Below are 20,133 nucleotides of genomic sequence, written 5' to 3'. Positions count from 1 at the left end.
GCCGTGACGTCTCGCTATGATCCGCAAACCGCGGAAGCCAAGTGGCGTAAAGCCTGGGCGGATGCCGGTATATTCAAAACAAAAACGCCGGATGAGGCGAAAGGACAGGACAAGTCCTACGTCCTTGAAATGTTTCCATATCCATCGGGCAAACTCCACATGGGGCATGTGCGCAACTATGCGATGGGCGACGTCGTCGCGCGTCACCGCCGCGCGCTCGGCCACAATGTGCTTCACCCTATGGGCTGGGACGCGTTCGGCCTGCCGGCAGAGAATGCCGCGATCGAGCGCAATGTTCATCCCGGTGAATGGACCTATCAGAATATCGCGACCATGCGCGCCCAGCTGGAAAAGCTTGGCCTGACCCTCGACTGGAGCCGCGAATTCGCGACCTGCGACACCGACTATTATGGCGAGCAGCAGCGCCTGTTCCTCAAACTTCTCGAGGCCGGTCTCGCCTATCGCAAGGCCAGCAAGGTCAACTGGGACCCTGTCGACAATACGGTGCTTGCAAATGAGCAGGTCATCGATGGCAAGGGCTGGCGCACTGGCGCGCCGGTCGAACAGCGTGAACTGACGCAGTGGTTCTTCCGCATCACCGCCTATGCAGACCAGCTTCTGGAAGGTCTGGACGGGCTGGAGAACTGGCCGGACAAGGTCCGCCTGATGCAGGCCAACTGGATTGGTAAATCCAAGGGCGCCACTGTCCGCTGGGTGATCGACGGTGAGCAACCCGCAGAGTTCGGAAAGCATATCGAGGTCTACACGACCCGTCCCGATACGCTGTACGGCGCGAGTTTCATAGCGCTGGCACCAGACCATCCAATCACGCGTGCACTCGCGGAAGACCGCCCCGACATCCGCGACTTCATTACAGAAGCCGCAAAAATCGGCACGTCTGAAGAGGCTATCGAGAAAGCGCCAAAGCTGGGTGTTGATCTTGGACTCCGCGTTCAGCATCCGTTTGATCCAAGCTGGACAATTCCTGTCTGGACGGCGAACTTTGTCCTGTCTGGTTATGGCACCGGCGCCATCTTTGGCTCCCCGGCCGGCGACCAGCGTGACCTCGATTTTGCGCGCAAATACGATCTGCCGGTTCAGCCTGTGGTCCTGCCACCGGACACCAGCGCGGACGATCACGAGATCACCGACACCGCCTACACCGGCCCTGGCACGATCTATAATTCCGACTTCCTCGACGGTCTCGCGACCGAAGCGGCAATCTCCGCCGCGATCGAGAAGCTGGAAACGCTCGGTCTGGGTGAAGGAACGATCAACTACCGTCTTCGCGACTGGGGTGTGTCGCGTCAGCGCTATTGGGGCTGTCCGATCCCGATCATCCACTGTGAGAGCTGCGGCGCCGTTCCGGTGCCTGACGCCGATCTGCCGGTCACGCTTCCAGAGGATGTGAGCTTCGACAAGCCGGGCAATCCGCTCGCGCACCATCCGACCTGGAAGAAAACAAGCTGTCCGAAATGCGGCGGCGAAGGCACGCGGGAAACAGATACGCTCGATACTTTTGTCGACTCGTCCTGGTATTTCGCACGTTTTGCAGGGATCAAGGACAAGGCCGAACGCGCCTACTGGATGCCGGTTGATCAGTATATCGGCGGTGTCGAGCACGCCGTGCTGCACCTTCTCTATGCCCGCTTCATTTCACGCGCGCTGCGCGATGTTGGGGAGCTGGATCTGCCGAAGGGCGAGCCATTCCTCGGCCTCTTCACCCAGGGCATGGTCACGCATGAGACCTACAAGAACAGTGAGGGCAAATGGGTCGAGCCGGCGGATATTGAACGCCGGGATGGCGGCCTGTTTGTGCGGGGCACGGATCTGTCAGTGACGGCAGGCCCCGTCGAGAAGATGTCGAAGTCCCGCAAGAATGTGGTCGATCCGGACCAGATTATCGTCTCGTTTGGTGCGGATGTTGCCCGCTGGTTTGTGCTGTCAGATAGTCCGCCTGAACGAGATGTTGAGTGGTCGCAGGCCGGCGCCGAGGGCGCAGCCCGCTTTGTCCAGCGCGTCTGGTCGATCTTTGCTGGCCTTGATGGCGCAGAAAGGCCGTCAGGCAAAGCTGAGCCAACGCCGCTCTTGCGCTTCTCACACCGCGCAGCCGCCGAGATCAACAAGGCCATCTCCGAATTCAGGCTGAACGCAGCGATCGCGCTTTGCCATGACTGGGTGAACACGCTCAAGAAGGCAGAAGGCGCCGACGACGAGACGTCTGCATCGCGCCATGAAAGCGCGCGCATGCTGGCAATCTGCCTGACGCCGTTCATGCCTCACCTCGCTGAGGAGTGCTGGAGCGTGCTTGGGGAAGAAGGTTTCATTTCCGACGCTGCCTGGCCGGTGTCCGACCCGGAGCTCATGGTCGAAAACACGATCACGCTTCCCATTCAGGTCAATGGCAAGCGCCGTGCGGAAATCCAGGTTGCGCGCGATGCCAGCAAGGACGAGATCGAGCAACAGGCTCTCCAGCTTCCTGAGCTTGCGAGCTTCCTCGACGGCGTCGAGGTCAAGAAAATCATTGTGGTTCCCGGCCGTATCGTGAATATCGTGGCGTCATGAAGAATTTGCTCCTCGCTTCCTTTGCCGCCCTGATGCTGGCTGGCTGTGGTTTTCGCCCGCTCTATGCCGACGCTTCCTTCAATCAGGCTGGCGAAGGGATGATCCGCGTCGATGAGATTGATGGCCGGTCGGGCTACCTTCTTCGCCGCGAACTTCTGAAAGAGCTTGCGATTGGCCTTCCCGGGCTGAACGGACCAGCAAATCTGAAAGTCACGCTCGAGGAAGAGCTTGAGCGTATCACCCTGCTGAATGATGGCAGCGTGTCGCGGTCTTTCCTCGAAGGCGATGCGGCGTTCACGCTCACAACGGAAGGCGGGCAGGCCTTTAATGGAGACGCCCAGGTGCAGATTCCGATCTCGGCCACACAGTCGCCTTTCGGTGACGTGGCCGCGCAGACCGAATCCTCTGCGCGCGGCATGCGCGACCTGGCCCGCAAGATTGTAGACGACCTTCGTCTGCAGCTTGAAGCGGCCCAATGATCCTTAAAAGCGGTCAGGTTTCCAGCCGGTTCAAGAGTTCAGAAAACAGCCCTTGGTGCGCCCTCGTTTTCGGGGATGATGAAGGCGTGGTGAATGATCTCGCCGATCAGATCACCGCGAGCTGGAGCAAGGCTGCCGGCAATGCGCGGCAGGTCGTCCTCGACGATGATGATATCCGCCGTGAGCCCCATCTACTTTCCGACAAGGTCGAAATCGGATCACTCCTCGGCGATATTGAGATCGTTCGCATACGCACCTCTGGCGAGAAGATTGCCAAGCCCGTGCTGGACCTGATTGAGCGCGCTGACCAGATGGGTAGCGGCTTCGCAAACCGCCTTCTGGTTCTCAATGGTAGCCTGAACAAGCGGTCGAAGCTTCGCGCCACGATCGAGCAGTCGAGCACAGCCGCCGCCATTCAGGTCTATGCCGATACGGCCGATTCCTTGAAGTCGCTCGTGGAGGAAAAGCTTGCTGCGCTCGACGTCCAGATTGAGACTGACGCGCTCGACGACTTTGTAAGCCTGCTTCCCGGCCATCGAGGACTGGCCAATCAGGAAAGTGAAAAGCTCTCTCTTTACGGCCGCGGCCTCGGTCGCCCCATATCCGTTGCAGATGTTCGCGCTGTTTGTCGCACCGACGCCGATGACAGTGCTCGCGATCTCGCAAATGCCGCGCTGGATGGTGACGCAGCGCGCTGTCAGGCCGAATATGACCGGGTCATCGAAAGCGGCACCAGCACGATCAGCGTGCTTCGCATCCTAGAGATGGAAATCCGGCGCCTGATGCAGGCGAGGGGACTTATGGGAACCGGCGGTGATATCGGGCGACGCCTACGCCCACCCGTCTGGGGCTCAGAATGGCCCGCTTTCCGCGCGCGCCTTGATCTCTGGACGTCAGCGTCGCTGACGCGCCTGCTGGCTGCCATTCACGATCTTGAGATTCAGGCGAAAACATCCGCAGCCGCCGCCGATCCGGCGCTACGGCTCCTGCTGCTTAATATCGTGAAATCAGCCTCGGTGCGATCAGCCCGCTGAGCGCTTGGCTGTCAGACGGCGACAGAGGTCGTCCAGCTGCTCCAAGTCACTGTATTTAATACGCATTTCGCCTTTATCGCCCTTGTGGCGAATATCGACGCTCAGCCCAAGGGCGCGCGCCAGATCAGCTTCGAGCGCTTCGGTGTCGACGTCCTTTTCCGCCTGGCGAACGCGGCCCGCAACAGCTTCGAGGCCACCATCATCCTTTGCCGAGCGAGAGAGCTTCTCGACCTCACGCACGCTGAGGCCCTTGTTCACGGCCATGGCGATTACCGCGTCCGGGTCCGGCGCACCAAGCGCCGCGCGGGCGTGGCCTGCAGAGATACGGCCTTCGCGAAGATGCTCGCGCGCAACTTCCGATAAGTTCAGTAATCTCAACGTGTTAGCGATATGCGCGCGGCTTTTCCCGACGCTTTCAGCGAGGCCTTCCTGCGTGCGCCCAAACCGCTTCATCAGGGCGCCATAAGCTTCTGCTTCTTCAATCGGATTGAGATCTGTGCGCTGGACATTCTCGATGATGCCAATTTCGAGCAGTTCAAGCTCATCCATCTGGCGGATCGTGGCCGGGATTTCGGTCAGGCCTGCCTGTTTGGCCGCGCGCCAGCGACGTTCACCAGCGACAATCTGATACTTTCCAGCCGTTTTCGGGTCTGGTCGGACAAGAATAGCCTGAAGGACACCCTTGGCGCGGATTGATTCCGATAGCTCGTTCAAATCCGCCTCAGCGAAATAGCGCCGCGGCTGCTGCGGGTTTGGCCGGATATCACTGATCGCCAGCGTGGAGGCGTCCGTCTTGGCCTCAGGGCCCCGCTCCTCTCCAGCCGAAGATGAGGAGACACCCTCAACCTCGCCAATCAAGGCGGAGAGGCCCCGCCCAAGACGGCTTGGCTTCTGCTTTGAATCACCGCTCATCAGGCCGGCTCCATCGCACGCGCGCGCTCACGCTGGAGAACTTCGGACGCCAGACGGATATAGGCCTCGCTGCCCGGGCAACGATAATCATAGAGCAGGGCGGGTTTGCCAAAGCTCGGCGCCTCGGACAAACGTACGTTGCGCGGGATAACCGTCTTATAGACCTTTGAGCCAAGCACCTCACGCACTTCGTCCGCCACCTGATCAGACAGATTGTTGCGGCGGTCATACATGGTCAGCACGATGCCCTGGATTTCGAGATCAGGATTGAGGCCCGACCGCACGACTTCGACGGTCCGCAGAAGCTGGCTGAGACCTTCCAGCGCCAGGAACTCACACTGCAGCGGCACGAGCAGCGCATCGGCCGCGGTCATCGCATTTATGGTGAGTGATGAAAGCGAAGGCGGGCAATCGATCAGGATAAAATCGTAGCGCTTGTCTTCGTCTAACGCATACTTTTCCACGTGCGTACGAATGGCATCGCGCAGCCGGTATGAACGGCGCGCCTTGTCAGCGAGCTCTGTTTCTACACCAGAGAGGTTCTCATCGCCCGGCACGATCTCCAGACGCGGCACAAGCGTTGGCAGGATCGCTTCTTCAAGCGGGATCTCATCGACGACAACATCATAGCTGGTCAGCTTGCGATCGGCGCGGCTGATGCCGAGTCCGGTCGAGGCATTCCCTTGCGCATCGAAGTCCACCACAAGCACGCGCCGCCCGACGGCCGCCAGCGCCGTGCCAAGGTTGATCGACGTGGTCGTCTTGCCAACGCCGCCCTTCTGGTTTGCGATTGCCAGGATCCGGGTGCCAGTCTTAGACACGATGCGCCTCCTCGATCTTGAGTATGACCCCCCGTTCGCTCGTACGACTAGGGATCGCTTCATGTCTCAACGTCCAGTAATCCGAGGCATCCGTCAATTCTTCCTGCCAGCGCTCACCTTTGAAAAAGAGGGCGGTCGCACCCTTGGACATCCACGGATTCGCATAGCCAAGCAGCTTCGGCAACGGGGCCAGCGCCCTTGCCGTAATAAAATCAACGCGTTCTGCCTTCGCGTTTTCGATGCGCGACTGGACGACCTTGGCGGGCAGACTGAGTTCGGAAATCACAGCCTGAAGAAATGCACACTTTTTTCCGGTCGTTTCCACCATCGTGACGTCGCCGCCGCGGGTTTTTGCCTCGCAAGCGAGCACGAGACCCGGAAAACCGGCGCCTGAGCCGATATCAACGATGCGGCTTTCTGCGGTTGTTAGGCCCGCCATTTGCGCGCTGTCCAGGACGTGGCGCTCCCATATCGTGTCCATTTCGCGTGGACCGATAAGGTTCATACGCTGGCGCCAGTCGTCCAGAAGCCGGACATAACCTTCCAGAAGCGGCAATGTTTCACGTGAAACCCCGGCGTCGGTGAGCGCCGTCTCTATCGCACGCTGCATTAGCTTACCGCACGCAGCTTCTGGCTGCGCTTCACCGCAGCGAGCAGGGCAACCAATGCCCCCGGTGTAACGCCTTCAATCCTCGACGCCTGGCCGATTGTAGAGGGGCGGACAGCTTCCAACTTACCGCGAACCTCGTTTGAGAGGCCACCCACAGCCGAGTAGTCAAAACGTGCAGGTATGTCCAAAGTCTCGTCCCGGCGCAGGGCGTCTACATCTGCCTGCTGCCGCTCGATATACCCGGCATAAAGAGCTTCGATGCTTAGCTGGGTCTTTGTGGCTGGATCCAACGCGGACACTTCATCGAACACTGTTTCAATATCCGCCATGGAGATATCTGGGTACGCCAGATAATCCCAGACTCGACGCTTCTGACCGTCCTGATTGACCTTCCAGCCGTGCTGAGCGGCCTCATTTGGTGTCAAAGTAATCGATTTCAGCAAGGAACGGCCAGATTCCAGGGCGCGATGTTTCACGTGAAACATCTCTTTTCTAGACCCAGAGACAAGTCCGATTTCGATACCCTTCTGCGTGAGGCGCTGGTCGGCATTATCTGAGCGGAGCGCCAGACGATATTCGGCGCGGGATGTAAACATCCGGTACGGTTCCGTCACGCCGCGCGTCGTCAGGTCATCCACGAGGACACCAATATAGGCTTCGGCACGGTCAAAATGCACAGCATCTTCGCCGAAGGCGCGTCGCGCCGCATTCATGCCAGCCACGAGACCTTGGGCGCCAGCTTCTTCGTAACCCGTCGTGCCATTGATCTGACCAGCGAGATAAAGGCCGCTCAGCGCCTTCACTTCCAGACTGCGATAAAGCGCGCGCGGGTCGACATAGTCGTATTCAATCGCATAGCCCGGCTGAATAATGCGGACATTCTCCAGACCTTCAATCGTTCGGATAAAAGCTTCCTGCACATCGGTCGGGAGCGAGGTCGATATCCCGTTCGGATAAACCGTATCGTCGTCCAGCCCTTCCGGCTCCAGGAAAATCTGGTGACGGTCCTTATCGGCAAAGCGGTGAACCTTGTCCTCGATGGATGGACAATAGCGCGGCCCTTTGCCCGCGATCGCGCCTGAATAGACAGCCGATTTGTTGAGGTTTTCCGCAATAATTTCATGCGTACGTGCACTCGTATACGTAATGCCACAAGCGATTTGAGGCACATCGACACGCGAATTCATGAAAGAGAAGGGCACAGGCTCGTCGTCGGCCGGCTGGGTCTCTAGGCGATCCCAGTCGATCGTCTTTCCATCCAGCCGGGCAGGGGTGCCCGTTTTGAGCCGGCCCATCGGCAACTCGAGCGCGTAAAGACGGTCCGAAAGCCCGATTGCGGGTGCTTCACCGGCACGGCCAGCCTGAATACGTTCTTCACCGCGATGGATAACGCCTTTCAGGAAGGTCCCGGTCGTGATGACAACGGCGGCCGCACTCCAGCTATCGCCCGAAAGCCCAATTACGCCCGTCACACAGCCGTCTTCAGTCGTCAGGTCTTCGACGCCGTCTTCGACAATCGTTAGATTGGGATAGTCAACCAGCTCGGCCTGCATCGCTTCGCGGTACAGCTTCCGGTCCATCTGCGCGCGCGGGCCCCAGACGGCAGGGCCTTTTGACCGGTTCAGCAGACGATACTGAATACCCGCCTTGTCAGCGATCCGGCCCATAAGCCCATCGAGAGCATCGATTTCCCGAACCAGATGTCCTTTTCCAAGGCCACCAATCGCGGGATTACATGACATCTCGCCAATCGTTGCGCGCTTGTGGGTTATCAGCGCCGTGCGCGCACCAAGCCGCGCCGATGCAGCTGCGGCTTCGCAACCGGCGTGTCCGCCGCCAACGACGATGACATCGAAATCATTTGCTGAGGCCATAACTCCTCGCACCCTGGTTCTGGTAATTTCTGTGAATATGGGCGGCTATAGCGCATCTTCACCCCCGAACACAGGGGGATGAGTCATTTGCCGATACAGAAGCTGGAGAAAACTTCTCCAAGAATATCTTCAACGTCGATCCGGCCGACCAATGCGCCAAGCTTCTGCGCCGCTAGGCGCACATCTTCCGAAACAATTTCGGCGCCAAACCCGCGCTCCAGATCCGCTCTCGCTTGTTTCACGTGAAACAGAGCAGTCGAGAGTGCGTCCCGATGACGTCGTCTGGTGATGAGCGGCGCCGTTCTTGAAGAAGAGAGCTTCGTGATCCTTTCACCGAGCGCCTCTTCAAGCGCGGAAAACCCACCGCCCGTCTCCGCCGATAGAACAATGATCTCCGCACCATGCTCGCTCTTCTCGATATCCGCCTTGTTATAGACGCAGATGTCCTCAGGGTCGGCGCTTTCAAAAGAGGATGACGTGTCAGGAGAGCGGACCTGAATTCGCAAATCTGCCGCCTTGGCCCGCTCCAGAGCGCGGCGCACACCTTCTGCCTCGATGGCATCATCAGCTTCCCGGAGGCCAGCTGTATCTGCGAGCCAAACGACCTGACCGGCAATCTTCAGGCGAACTTCGACGACATCGCGGGTCGTGCCTGGAATATCAGAAACAATCGCCGCCTCTCTTCTGGCGAGACGATTCAGAATGGATGACTTGCCCGCATTTGGCGGGCCGATGATCGCCACCCGAAAGCCGTCGCGGATGCGTTCGCCAACCTCGTCATCGTCGATTGCGGTCTCGAGTTCGCCGGCTAGACGCCCCAGAAGCCCCGCCACTGGCCCCGTACTTTCGCCCGGCGCGTCCTCTTCATCGGGAAAGTCGATGCTCGCCTCAAGAAGTGCCATGGCTTCAAGAAGCCCCGCGCGCCAACCCTCATAGACCTGCGAAAGGCATCCACCCAGCTGGTCTAATGCAAGGGACTTCTGCGCACGCGTTTCCGCGTCGATCAGGTCTGCGACCCCTTCGGCCTCAACCAGATCGAGCCGCCCATTCTCGAAAGCACGGCGCGTAAACTCTCCGGGTTCAGCAAGTCGTACATTATCAAAAGCGCAAAGCGTATCGAGGGCGTGATCGATAACAGCCGCGCCACCATGCAGGTAAAGTTCTGCTGTGTCCTCGCCGGTATACGAATGCGGGCCCGGCATGAACACGCCGAGCCCTTCATCGATTGTTTCACGTGACACATCGAGAAAGCGGCCAAACACGCTCCGCCGCGGGGCAGGGAGGCCGGCTTCAAACACGCTCCTGCATATCTCGCGGACCATGGGTCCGCTGATCCTCACAATAGCGATTGCCGAAGGCGGCGGACCAGAGGCAAGCGCGCAGATCGTATCGCGCTGCACGGCCATGCCTAGTTCTTCATTGCCTCGAAGAATTCGTCATTCGTCTTGGTCTGACGCAGCTTGTCGAGCAGGAAGTCGACCGCATCGGACGTACCCATCGGGTTTAGGATGCGGCGGAGGATATAGATCTTCTGCAGCTGTTCCTTCGGCGTGATGAGCTCTTCCTTACGCGTGCCGGACTTCATTATATCGATGGCCGGGAAGGTGCGCTTGTCTGCGATCTTGCGATCGAGCACGATTTCCGAGTTACCGGTACCCTTGAACTCTTCGAAGATGACTTCGTCCATACGCGAGCCGGTGTCGATCAGCGCCGTTGCGATAATGGTCAGCGAGCCGCCATTCTCGATATTCCGCGCGGCGCCGAAGAAACGCTTCGGGCGCTGCAGCGCGTTCGCGTCCACACCGCCGGTCAGAACCTTGCCGGAGCTTGGAACGGTCGTGTTGTAAGCGCGGCCAAGACGCGTGATCGAGTCGAGCAGGATGACAACATCGCGGCCGTGCTCAGCGAGGCGCTTTGCCTTCTCGATGACCATTTCGGCGACAGATACGTGACGTGTCGCAGGCTCATCGAAGGTCGAGGAAATAACCTCACCCTTCACGGAGCGCTTCATGTCGGTGACTTCTTCCGGACGCTCATCGATCAGAAGCACGATGAGATAGCATTCGGGGTGATTTTCCTCGATCGACGCTGCGATGTTCTGCAGCAGGACCGTCTTACCGGTACGAGGCGGCGCAACGATCAGCGCGCGCTGGCCCTTACCGATTGGCGACACGATGTCGATAACCCGGCCGGACCGGTCTTTCTTCGTCGGATCCTGGCTCTCCATGTGGAGACGCTCTTCTGGATAGAGCGGGACCAGGTTGTCGAAGTGGACTTTCTGGCGCGCCTTCTCCGGATCCTCGAAATTGATCGAGTTAACGCTATTCAGCGCAAAATACCGCTCGCCTTCGCCCGGCTCGTTGATGGGGCCATCAACCGTATCACCGGTCTTGAGGCCGGCCTGCTTGATGACTTTCGGGCTGACATAGATGTCGTCCGGGCCCGGCAGGTAGTTGGATTCAGGCGACCGGAGGAAACCAAAGCCATCGACGAGCACTTCCAGAACGCCTTGACCGATAATGACGATGTCACGTTCCGCAAGCTCACGAAGGATCGCAAACAGCATGTCCTGCGTGCGGAGTGAAGACGCGTTCTCGACTTCAAGGCTCTCTGCATAAGCGAGCAGCTGGGTCGGGCTCTTGGCCTTCAGGTCGCGCAGATAGACGTGGCTCGGCGCTTCTGAACCGGAGACCGCTTGCGGGTCGAGGGGCGTTTCGGTGTCTGACATGAAATCTTCTGGATGTGGCAGGTGCGCTGGGAGGAGATGCGCGACCGATAGATTGACTTGGGAAAGCACGGCCTGCCAAGGAATGGCGGCCTCTTCCGGCCGCTTATGTGATCAAATTCCCCGGCAGGTCAAGAGATTTCCAGCACGTCAGAACGGTTTCACGATCACCAGGATAACGATGATGATGAGAAGAATGAACGGCACTTCGTTCAGCATCTTCAGTCTTTTCGCCGGCACATCCTCGCCGCGATCGATCTTTTTGCCCATCGCAACGAAGTAGCCGTGCAGACCGGACAGGAGGAGGACGAGCAGAAGCTTCGCGTGCAGCCATCCGCCCGACATGATCGCCGGATTGATCACGATGAGGCTGATCCCCAGCACCCAGACCAGAATGATGCTCGGCGTCAGGATGATCTTGCGCAGCTTTGCCGACGCAGACTTCATCGTCTCAAACAGCGGCTCACCCGGCTTCGACGTCAGCTGGTGCAGCTTGTAGCGCGGCAGGATGAGCAACCCGGCCATCCAGGCGATGACGAAGATGAGGTGAAACGACTTGACCCAAAGATAAAGCATTATTGATCCGTATACTGTCTAACTTGCCTTCCATTCGCGAACCGTACGCACGGCGCGCTCCACATTCGGAATGGGTGTCTGCGGCAGCACGCCGTGCCCCAGATTGAAGATATGCGGGCGATCCTTGTAGGCCTCGAGCAGCTCTATGATCCGCCGTTCCATTGCATCGCCGCCCGTCATCAGGAGAAGCGGGTCGAGATGGCCTTGCACCGGCATGCCCGAGGGAAGCTCGCGGCTCACAAAGGAGGGCAGGGCGGCCGTGTCGAGACCGACAGCGCTCACACCTGTCTGCTCTGCGAATGCCGGGAGCTGGACGCCAGCCCCGCGTGGAAAGCCGATAAGTGGCACCGTCACACCAAGCTCACGCAGACGCTTCACCAGCTTCTGATTCGGACGAATGATGATCTGCTCGAAAATATCGTTTGGAAGCCCCTCAGCCCACGAGTCGAACATCATGAGGGCTTCAGCGCCAGCTTCTGCCTGCGCGGCCATATAATGCGCTGTTGCCTCAACCAGATCATCCAGAAGGAGATCCAGCTCAGCTGGATGCTGGTGAGCCCAGAGACGAGCTGTGGACTTGTCCGTCCCGCCGCGTCCTTCGATGGCATAGAGCGCCACCGTCCAGGGTGCACCTGCAAAGCCGATCAGCGTGGTTTCGGCTGGTAGACGTGACTTCACGCGAGAGACGGTCTCATAGACAGGCGACAGCCGCTCAACGACCGTCTGGACCGGGACCTCGTTCAGCCTGCCGCCAGTTTCCACCGCTTCCACGATAGGGCCGACACCTTTCTCGAACCGCACACCTCTACCGAGGGCATCGAGGATCAGCAGGATGTCTGCGAACAAGATCGCACCGTCCATGCCATAGCGCTCAATCGGCTGAAGCGTCGCTTCCACAGCCAGCGAAGGCGTGTAGCAGAAATCCAGGAAGTTCTTCGCCCGTCCGCGCAGCTCCATATATTCAGGCAGGTGCCTGCCAGCCTGTCTCATCATCCAGAGGGGGACAGGGTCCTGACGCTTGCCATTAAGCACGTTCAGTAGCGGTTTTTCCGGGACGGGGGCCATCTGGTCCTCTTCTTCCTTCAGCATGAAAATGCGCTCTTATCATTACTAAGCGCTGGATACGGTGGACAATCAGTCCCAGGCGGCTTTGTCACCAGTAATTCCACAGACTGTCCATAGGAGGCGTTCAGCGTTAACCTTTCGTCAACCTTTTGGAATCGCCATTAATTTAGTGTTAACCATTTGGATCATTCACGCCCAAAGAACAGCTCGTGAATCCTGCCTGTGGGCGTTTGCCGAATGTGGAAATGTGGTGAAAGCCGCCGGGCTGGAATCTCTATCCACAGCTCCTCCACAGGGGTTGTCGATTCTTTCAAGACACGGCAGGGTCCGGCCGTTCATCAATCAGCGGAGCCGCAATGCGCCCGAGTATATTCTTCAATGTCCATCTTGTGTCGGATTCGACGGGTGAGACATTGAACGCAGTGATGCGCGCGGCGGCCGCGCAGTTCGAAAACGTCACGCCGCTCGAACACAATTATTACTTGGTTCGCTCCGAACGCCAGCTCGAACGTGTGATGCGAGAGATCGAGGCTGCGCCGGGCGTTGTCTGGTTTACCATTTCGGATGAGGATTTGCGCCTCAAGCTGGAACAGTTCTGCCGCGCGCGCCACATCCCGACACTCGCCGTGCTCGATCCGTCCATCCACATGCTCAGCCGTCACCTTGGCGTGACCGCGAGTGACCGTGTCGCCGGCCAGCACGCGCTCAATGCCGAATATTTTGAGCGGATCGAGGCGATCAACTTCGCGCTGGCCCATGATGATGGCCAGAATTTGCAGGGGCTTCTCGCCGCTGACGTCATCCTTCTGGGTGTCAGCCGGACATCGAAGACGCCAACCTGTGTGTATCTTGCCAACCGGGGCGTGAAGGCGGGCAATATTCCGCTCGTGCCCGGCATGCCGATGCCGCCCGTGCTCGATGAAATTGACCCCAAGACCGGCCCGATGGTGATCGGCCTCAAGATTGGGGTGGAGCGCCTCGTCCAGATCCGCAGTCAGCGTCTAATGGCCCTCAATGAAAACTCGATCACCGACTATACCGACGAGGAAGCCGTGCGCGCCGAAGTGACGGAGGCGAGCCGCCTGTTTCAGCGCCGCAAATGGGCCGTGATCGATGTTTCCCGCCGCAGTGTGGAAGAAACCGCTGCCGCCATCCTAAACAAGCTCAATCAGAGGCACGACCAGGAATGAGCGCGCCGTCCGTTATTCTCGCTTCCGGCAGCGAAAGCCGCCGGCGTCTCCTCGCCAATGCTGGCGTCGAGGCAGAAGCTGTCCGCCCGAATGTCGATGAAGACGCGGCAAAGGCGACCTTCCGCGCCAAGGGCATGCGCGTTGCCGACCAGGCAATGCAGCTTGCGGAACTGAAAGCGATCAAAATCTCCCAGCGCCGGCCCGGCCTCGTCATTGGCGGCGACCAGATGCTGAACCTCGACGGCGAGCCGATCGACAAGCCAAAAGACATGGCGGACGCGGGCAATCACCTGCGCAAATTCTCCGGCAAGACACACCGGCTGGAGACGGCGATCGTAATTGCCGAAAATGGCGAACCGGTCTGGCGCCATCTTGCGGCACCCAAACTGACCGTCCGCCCGCTCAGTGAAGACTTCATCGCATCCTATCTTGACAAGAGCGGGGAGGGCCTTCTGAAAACGGTTGGCGCCTACATGCTCGAAGATCTCGGCGCGCAGCTCTTCACACGGATCGAGGGAGATTATTTCACCATCCTCGGCCTGCCGCTTCTGCCGCTCCTTGATTACCTCCGCACACGCGGTGTGCTGCAGTCATGAGACGCCTCGCAGTCATTGGCGACCCGGTCGGCCACTCGCTCTCGCCGCTTATCCACATGACGTGGATCGACGCGCTCGGCCTCGACGCCTCCTACGAGTCGATCCGCGTTCCGGCAGGTGAAACCGCTGCCGCGCTTGATGATTTCGAATATCAGGAATTTCTGGGCCTCAACGTTACCCTGCCGCACAAGCAGGCGGTACTGCCCAAGGCGTCGGAAAAATCTGCTGCGGTAGATGCGATTGGCGCGGCGAACACGCTGTCCCGGCTGCCACCAGGTGGCTGGCGCGCTGACAATACGGACGCGCCGGGCCTCATCGCCGCGCTCGGCCGGCTCGGCCTCTCGGAATTTACGGGCAAGACGGTCCTTATGCTTGGCGCAGGCGGCGCGGCCCGGGCCGGTCTCTTCGCGCTCGACAGGGCAGGGGCAGATATCATCCTGCTCAATCGGACAGTCGAGAAAGCCGAGCAGATCCTCACCGAATGCTGCTCACGTCCACATCTCTCAGGCCCGCTTGATGCCCTGTCTGATCATGCTGAACGCGCCGACCTCGTTATCAATACGACCAGCGCCGGGCATGGCGGTGCCCATATACCGCTACCCGCAGGCGAGGGCCGGCTATTTTACGATATGAGCTATGGCGCCCCTGCAGAAGCTCAGCTTGCCCACGCCAAGGTGCAAGGCTGGAAGACCGAAGACGGCCTCGGCATGCTGGTCTGCCAGGCGGCGGAAAGCTTCTCCATCTGGTTCGACGGCGTACGCCCGGATATCGAAGTCGCCCTCACCGCTTGCCGTACATCGCTGGAGCAGAACGCATGATCATCCTCGGACTGACCGGCTCTATCGGCATGGGCAAGAGCGCCACCGCCGCCATGTTCGCGGATGGCGGTGTTCCGGTCTATGATGCCGATGCGGCGGTCCATTCCATCTATGCGCAGGGCGGCCTTGCCGTAGAACCGCTCGGTGAGCGCTTTCCGGGCGTGATTGTCGATGGCGCGGTCAGCCGCCAGCGTCTTCGCGACATCGTCATGGAAGACCCCGATGCGATGAAAGACCTGGAGGCCATCGTCCACCCGCTCGTCGGCCAGACCCAGATAGAATTTCGCACCTCAGCGCTGAAGTCCGGGGCAGGGCTCGCCGTGCTCGATATCCCGCTCCTTTATGAGACAGGCGGCGACAAGCGCTGCGACTATGTTGCGGTGGTTTCCGCGCCGCCAGAAGTCCAGCGGGAACGTGTTATGGCGCGCAATGAAATGTCTGAATCAGACTTCGAAAAGATCGTCGCCAAACAGGTCCCGGATGCGGAAAAGCGGGCCCGCGCCGACTTCATCATTTCTACAGCCTTCGGTTTCGATTTCGCCCGAACCCATGTAAACGCAATCATCCACTTGCTGACCAAAATGGACAGGGAAGAGAGATGAGCCAGCCGCTTCGTGAGATTGCTTTCGATACCGAAACCACCGGTCTCGACTGGTCAGGTGAGGACCGGATCATTGAGCTTGGCGCCGTCGAACTCATCAATCACGTCGCTACGGGCCGCACCTTTCACGAGCGGATTAATCCGCGCCGGTCTGTGTCTGCCAAGACCGTAGAAATTACCGGCATCACGGATGAGATGCTGGTCGACAAACCTTTCTTTGAAGACCCGCGCATCGTCGATGCGTTTCTGGAGTTTGTCGGCGACTCCACACTGGTCGCGCACAATGCAGCGTTCGACCGCGGCTTCCTGAATGCAGAACTCGTGCGTTGTGGCCGAGCCGAAGTCCCGCTGGAGCGTTGGGTCGATACGCTGGAAATCGCAAAGAAGCGCCACCCCGGCGCGCCTGCTTCGCTCGATGCGCTCTGCAAACGCTACAGCATCGGCCTCGAAGCGCGTACGCTTCACGGCGCACTTCTCGACAGCCAGCTTCTCGCCGAAGTCTATCTGGAGCTTCGCGGTGGCCGCGCGCGTGCCTTTGACTTCTCGAACAGGGATGAAAGCGACGGTGAGGCGAACTTCCGCCGGGCAAAAACACGTCCGCAGCCGCTAGCTTCGCCGATCACCGGTGAAGAGCAGGAGGCCCATGCCGCCTTTGTGGCGACTCTGGGCGATAACCCGATCTGGGCGCGCTACCAGGGCTAGCCGGCGCGTCCCAGTTGGGCAGATCTCACAAGATCAGTTTTCGGTTTCTTTGTTTTCCGGCTCACCGGCCGGGGCGGCGGTGCCATTGTCGACAGGTGCGCCATTTGTGCCTTGCTGCATGCGGGCACGCTGCTGGCGGTAGAGCGCGGTGAAGTCGACCGGATCAATGCGCAGCGCCGGGAAGCCGCCTTCCTGGGTGAGGTCTGCGACCAGACGGCGGGCAAACGGGAAGAGAAGACGGGGGCACTCGATCAGAAGCATGGCTTCTGCATCGGCGCTCGAGGCGTTCTGGATCTGGAACAGGCCGCCATATTCAAGCTCGACCAGGAACAGGGCTGTTTCCTTGGTTCCGGCGCGCGCATTGAGTTTCAGGACGACTTCATAGACGCCTTCTTCGCGGTTCTGGGCATTCGCCTGGACATCGATGCCAAGATCGACATTCGGCTGCTCATTCACACGGGCACCCGGATTCTCGAATGACAGGTCCTTGATGTACTGGTTCAGGACGCGCATGCTCGGGCCGGTCGGCTGTTGTTGTGGTTGTGCAGCGGTGTCTGTCGTATCTGACATTACAGCGAAATCCTCTCGAAAACTGGGTTTCGCGCCTATCATGCGGCCCTTCCTTGCGCAACAACGGGTGGCATAGGGCAAAAGCTGACTATATGAGTCCGAATACGACCCCTCCACGGAGACGAAATGAACTCTTCGATGATCGAACTACTGCTCCTCACCGCGATTGCCGTCTTCGTTGGCTGGCGGCTTTACACCACGCTTGGCAGTGATGCTGGCCCGCCGGAGGGACGTTCGCGAGATCAGAAACCTGCCGTCGGCAACAAGCCGGCGACGCAGCCGCGCGAGAATCCGGCCGGCCTTCGCCCCGCTTTCACTGGCCCGGCGGCAAGCGGCCTCGAAGCGATCCATTCGGCTGATCCAAGCTTCAACCCGAAGGAATTCCTGTCTGGTGCCCGCTCGGCCTATGAGATGCTGGTCAAAGCCTTTGCAGAAGGTGACCGCGTCACACTCGGCCAATGGCTCGACACCGATGTCTATGAAGCCTGGGACGCAGCCATCGTTGAGCGCGAGAAGACCGGCGCCGAGGCGCCTCAGCTCCTTCGCCTGAAGCAGAGCGAGATCGACGCAGCTGATCTCGACGCTGGCGGCACGGCCCGCGTAACAGTGCGCTTCCAGTCTGAGCTCGGCATCGGCGACATGACGCGGACCTCTGAGGAGCTCTGGACCTTCATGCGGGACACCTCTTCGGATGATCCAAACTGGCTTCTGGACGACGTCGACACGCCATAGTCGAGCGACGCGCCCTTCAGCCGCGCTGAGACTTTCCGGTTGTCGATTTCGGCGAAACCCGGCAACTCTTTGCGCCATGATGAGACTGACTGGCCTTATTCTGGCAGCCTGCCTGACCGCATCCTGTGCGAGCTCTCCGAATTCCGAAGACGGCAGCAGCCGATCTCATGGCACGGCGCATCGCGACGTTTCCATGGGGCATCCCGCGCCGACACCGCGCTCGCGCCAGCCCGATGAGCGGCCGCCTGAAAAGGAAATCAACCCGGATGCCGTGCGTCAGGCACCGCCTGCGCCAGCCGCCTTTGCCAGCCTGCCGGGCTGGGAGGAAGCAACGCTCTATCCGGGCGTGATGGCGCTACGCAAAAGCTGCGCTGTCTTCCGCGAAGGCGCAGCTGACGCGCCGATCTCATCTGTCGCCCCGTGGGCAGGCAGCACGATGGACTGGCTCCCGGCCTGCGCCGCCCTCGAAGTGGTCGAGGATGAAGTCTCCGCCCGCACCGTGATGCAGACGCTTTTCCGCCCGGTCGAGATCAACTCCCCGGACGGCAATTCCCGCTTCACTGGCTATTTTGAACCCGTCTACGAAGCGCGCACCGCGCCAGAGGCGCCCTTTACCGAACCCGTCCCCGCTTATCCCCAAGACCTTGAGCGCGAAAGCGGCGTCGGCATCTTTCAGCGCCTGCCAAACGGTACGCGCCGGCCATATCCTGATCGCAAGGCGATTACCGAGGCGGGTGTCGAACCGCTGGCCTATGCCCACCCGGCAGATGTCTTCTTCCTCCAGATTCAGGGTTCGGGGAAACTTGTGTTTCCCGACGGCACGACGATGAAGGCGGTCTATGCCGCTCATAATGGTCACCGGTTTGGCTCGACTGCCAACTGGCTTCTCAATCGCGGCTGGATCACGCGCGGCGAAGCCTCCATGCAGGGCATTCGCGCCTGGATGGACCGCGCAACGCCCGAACAGGTGCGTCAGGCGATGAACGCTAATCCGCGCTACATCTTCTTTACGCTGGAAGAACCCGAAGAGGGCGAGACAGGCCCCAAGGGCGCGATGGGCGTCCCGCTGACCCCGCTTGGCTCCGTCGCCATCGACCGGGAGCATAACCCCATGGGCGTTCCCATGTTCATCCAGACCACTGCGCCGGGGCTTGGCGGCGACTGGTCCGGCATGCTGGTGGCGCAGGATACAGGCGGCGCCGTGAATGGCCCGGTCCGCGGCGACATCTATTTCGGCACAGGCAAGGAAGCGGGCGAAAGGGCAGGCACGATGAATGCGCCGGGACGTCTCTGGGTGCTGCTCCCGCGCGCGGTGGCCGATCGCATTCCAGGCGTCGATGCCTATGCCGACCTTGGCCGGAACCCTCCGGCCCCCTAAATCGGGCCAATGAGCGACCGGCCCCTCAAACCTGATGAAAAGAAAGCCTGGGAACAGGTCCGCCGGTCGGTGCGTCCACTTGGCGGCAGTAAATCCGTGCCCCGACCACGCGCCCCGGCGATCACAAGACCGGTCCTCGACAAAACACCCTCTGAAAACACCGCCAGTACACCGTCACTGCACCGTCCAGCCACCCCAGCCGCACCTCGTGACCGGAGCGCCGACAAACAGGTCCGCCGCGGCAAGATTTCCATTTCGGGCCGTTTCGACCTCCACGGCCACACGCAGGCATCAGCCTGGAGTGCGCTTCCGGCCTTCCTCGCCCGCGAACAGGCACGCGGCAGCCGCGCCGTCATTGTGATTACGGGCAAGGGCAAGGCAGGCGGCGGCGTTCTTCGCCACAATTTCCTGCGTTGGGTGGAAATGCCAGAAGCCCGCGCACTCATCACCGGATATGCAGGCGCTCACCCACGCCATGGCGGCGAGGGTGCGTTCTATGTATTCCTCAGAAAACGCTAGTCTTTCTTGGTGCGGGCCGCTTTTTCAGCGAGGCCGGACACACCCCGGCGCTCTGCCAGCGCATCGGCGACCATGTCCAGCGAAACGCCTTTTGCGCGCAGGCCCACCAGCAGGTGGAATAGCAGGTCAGCCGTTTCAGCGGCCACTTCCTTGCGGCCCTGCGCGGCGATAGCCAGCGCAACCTCTGCGCCCTCCTCGGCGATCTTCTTGCCGCAGCGGATTGGGCCCGACTTGATCAGCCGCGCCGTATAGCTCTTTTCAATATCGCCCCCGACCCGGCTATCCACCGTCTTGGAAAGCAGGGCGACGAGCTCGTTCAGGCGTTTGGCAGAGCCGAGTTCGGTCTTCGACATGTCGTTTTGTCCA

General features: G+C 60.0%; 21 protein-coding genes. 11 read left to right on the top strand and 10 right to left on the bottom strand.

The features are described 5' to 3' along the window. Nucleotides 1–3: 3 nt before the first annotated feature. Genes leuS through holA form a run of 3 tightly spaced genes read left to right on the top strand, consistent with a single transcriptional unit; the run spans nucleotide 4 to nucleotide 4,078 of the window. Nucleotides 4–2,565, top strand: coding sequence for a leucine--tRNA ligase (gene leuS / locus KUV46_05860; protein QYJ01917.1), 2,562 nt, complete (start codon nucleotides 4–6; stop codon nucleotides 2,563–2,565). Continuing rightward, nucleotides 2,562–3,044 carry a hypothetical protein gene (locus tag KUV46_05855; protein ID QYJ01916.1) on the top strand — a complete coding sequence of 161 codons (483 nt, stop codon included), beginning with the start codon at nucleotides 2,562–2,564 and terminating at the stop codon, nucleotides 3,042–3,044. Before leuS ends, KUV46_05855 begins: the two co-directional genes overlap by 4 nt. Continuing rightward, nucleotides 3,041–4,078 carry a DNA polymerase III subunit delta gene (gene holA / locus KUV46_05850; GenBank protein ID QYJ01915.1) on the top strand — a complete coding sequence of 346 codons (1,038 nt, stop codon included), beginning with the start codon at nucleotides 3,041–3,043 and terminating at the stop codon, nucleotides 4,076–4,078. Before KUV46_05855 ends, holA begins: the two co-directional genes overlap by 4 nt. Here the strand turns inward: holA and KUV46_05845 are convergent. The 8 genes from KUV46_05845 to hemE all read right to left on the bottom strand — a co-directional run bounded on the left by KUV46_05845 (nucleotide 4,067) and on the right by hemE (nucleotide 12,685). Beyond that, nucleotides 4,067–4,990, bottom strand: coding sequence for a ParB/RepB/Spo0J family partition protein (locus tag KUV46_05845; GenBank protein QYJ01914.1), 924 nt, complete (start codon nucleotides 4,988–4,990; stop codon nucleotides 4,067–4,069). The genes holA and KUV46_05845 overlap by 12 nt on opposite strands. Beyond that, nucleotides 4,990–5,874: an AAA family ATPase gene (locus tag KUV46_05840; protein QYJ01913.1), complete on the bottom strand. Its 885-nt coding sequence runs from the start codon at nucleotides 5,872–5,874 to the stop codon at nucleotides 4,990–4,992. The genes KUV46_05845 and KUV46_05840 overlap by 1 nt, the downstream gene beginning before the upstream one ends. Next, the gene (gene rsmG, locus KUV46_05835; protein ID QYJ01912.1) at nucleotides 5,804–6,421 is read right to left on the bottom strand and encodes a 16S rRNA (guanine(527)-N(7))-methyltransferase RsmG; all 618 of its coding nucleotides are present in this window, start codon (nucleotides 6,419–6,421) and stop codon (nucleotides 5,804–5,806) included. Before rsmG ends, KUV46_05840 begins: the two co-directional genes overlap by 71 nt. Then, nucleotides 6,421–8,295, bottom strand: coding sequence for a tRNA uridine-5-carboxymethylaminomethyl(34) synthesis enzyme MnmG (gene mnmG, locus KUV46_05830; protein QYJ01911.1), 1,875 nt, complete (start codon nucleotides 8,293–8,295; stop codon nucleotides 6,421–6,423). Before mnmG ends, rsmG begins: the two co-directional genes overlap by 1 nt. An 83-nt stretch (nucleotides 8,296–8,378) precedes the next feature. After that, nucleotides 8,379–9,701, bottom strand: a complete 1,323-nt coding sequence (mnmE, locus tag KUV46_05825; protein ID QYJ01910.1) for a tRNA uridine-5-carboxymethylaminomethyl(34) synthesis GTPase MnmE — start codon at nucleotides 9,699–9,701, stop codon at nucleotides 8,379–8,381. A 2-nt stretch (nucleotides 9,702–9,703) separates the two neighbouring features. Then, entirely contained in the window at nucleotides 9,704–11,023 is a 1,320-nt protein-coding gene (gene rho, locus KUV46_05820) for a transcription termination factor Rho (protein QYJ01909.1), read from the bottom strand. 147 nt (nucleotides 11,024–11,170) lie between these two features. Beyond that, nucleotides 11,171–11,596 carry a CopD family protein gene (locus KUV46_05815; GenBank protein ID QYJ01908.1) on the bottom strand — a complete coding sequence of 142 codons (426 nt, stop codon included), beginning with the start codon at nucleotides 11,594–11,596 and terminating at the stop codon, nucleotides 11,171–11,173. 18 nt (nucleotides 11,597–11,614) lie between these two features. Next, nucleotides 11,615–12,685, bottom strand: a complete 1,071-nt coding sequence (hemE, locus tag KUV46_05810; GenBank protein QYJ01907.1) for a uroporphyrinogen decarboxylase — start codon at nucleotides 12,683–12,685, stop codon at nucleotides 11,615–11,617. A gap of 332 nt (nucleotides 12,686–13,017) precedes the next feature. Here hemE and KUV46_05805 point away from each other — a divergent pair, with 332 nt between their 5' ends. The 5 genes from KUV46_05805 to dnaQ are packed head-to-tail and all read left to right on the top strand — an operon-like array spanning nucleotide 13,018 to nucleotide 16,568. After that, nucleotides 13,018–13,851, top strand: coding sequence for a kinase/pyrophosphorylase (locus tag KUV46_05805; protein ID QYJ01906.1), 834 nt, complete (start codon nucleotides 13,018–13,020; stop codon nucleotides 13,849–13,851). After that, nucleotides 13,848–14,447: a Maf family protein gene (locus KUV46_05800; protein QYJ01905.1), complete on the top strand. Its 600-nt coding sequence runs from the start codon at nucleotides 13,848–13,850 to the stop codon at nucleotides 14,445–14,447. Before KUV46_05805 ends, KUV46_05800 begins: the two co-directional genes overlap by 4 nt. Beyond that, the gene (gene aroE, locus KUV46_05795) at nucleotides 14,444–15,265 is read left to right on the top strand and encodes a shikimate dehydrogenase (GenBank protein QYJ01904.1); all 822 of its coding nucleotides are present in this window, start codon (nucleotides 14,444–14,446) and stop codon (nucleotides 15,263–15,265) included. Before KUV46_05800 ends, aroE begins: the two co-directional genes overlap by 4 nt. Then, nucleotides 15,262–15,867, top strand: a complete 606-nt coding sequence (gene coaE / locus KUV46_05790; protein QYJ01903.1) for a dephospho-CoA kinase — start codon at nucleotides 15,262–15,264, stop codon at nucleotides 15,865–15,867. Before aroE ends, coaE begins: the two co-directional genes overlap by 4 nt. Then, entirely contained in the window at nucleotides 15,864–16,568 is a 705-nt protein-coding gene (gene dnaQ, locus KUV46_05785) for a DNA polymerase III subunit epsilon (GenBank protein QYJ01902.1), read from the top strand. Before coaE ends, dnaQ begins: the two co-directional genes overlap by 4 nt. Nucleotides 16,569–16,601: 33 nt before the next feature. On the opposite strand, the gene secB is transcribed toward dnaQ, so the two are convergent. Beyond that, on the bottom strand, nucleotides 16,602–17,138 hold the full coding sequence (gene secB, locus KUV46_05780) for a protein-export chaperone SecB (protein QYJ01901.1): 537 nt from the start codon (nucleotides 17,136–17,138) through the stop codon (nucleotides 16,602–16,604). A gap of 138 nt (nucleotides 17,139–17,276) precedes the next feature. Between secB and KUV46_05775 the strand changes: the two genes are divergently transcribed. The 3 genes from KUV46_05775 to KUV46_05765 all read left to right on the top strand — a co-directional run bounded on the left by KUV46_05775 (nucleotide 17,277) and on the right by KUV46_05765 (nucleotide 19,767). Beyond that, nucleotides 17,277–17,870 carry a Tim44/TimA family putative adaptor protein gene (locus KUV46_05775; protein QYJ01900.1) on the top strand — a complete coding sequence of 198 codons (594 nt, stop codon included), beginning with the start codon at nucleotides 17,277–17,279 and terminating at the stop codon, nucleotides 17,868–17,870. A 76-nt stretch (nucleotides 17,871–17,946) separates the two neighbouring features. Then, nucleotides 17,947–19,248, top strand: coding sequence for an MltA domain-containing protein (locus KUV46_05770; protein ID QYJ01899.1), 1,302 nt, complete (start codon nucleotides 17,947–17,949; stop codon nucleotides 19,246–19,248). 9 nt (nucleotides 19,249–19,257) lie between these two features. Continuing rightward, on the top strand, nucleotides 19,258–19,767 hold the full coding sequence (locus KUV46_05765; protein QYJ01898.1) for a Smr/MutS family protein: 510 nt from the start codon (nucleotides 19,258–19,260) through the stop codon (nucleotides 19,765–19,767). Here the strand turns inward: KUV46_05765 and hisE are convergent. Beyond that, nucleotides 19,764–20,120: a phosphoribosyl-ATP diphosphatase gene (gene hisE / locus KUV46_05760; protein QYJ01897.1), complete on the bottom strand. Its 357-nt coding sequence runs from the start codon at nucleotides 20,118–20,120 to the stop codon at nucleotides 19,764–19,766. The two genes, KUV46_05765 and hisE, sit on opposite strands and share 4 nt — an antisense overlap. Nucleotides 20,121–20,133 lie beyond the last annotated feature (13 nt).

Origin of the sequence: Thalassovita mediterranea (genome assembly GCA_019448215.1) — a bacterium.
Taxonomy (GTDB): Bacteria; Pseudomonadota; Alphaproteobacteria; order Caulobacterales; family Hyphomonadaceae; genus Henriciella.
The sequence above is the reverse complement of the archived record's forward strand: the minus strand, read 5'-3'. Positions and strand labels throughout refer to the sequence as shown.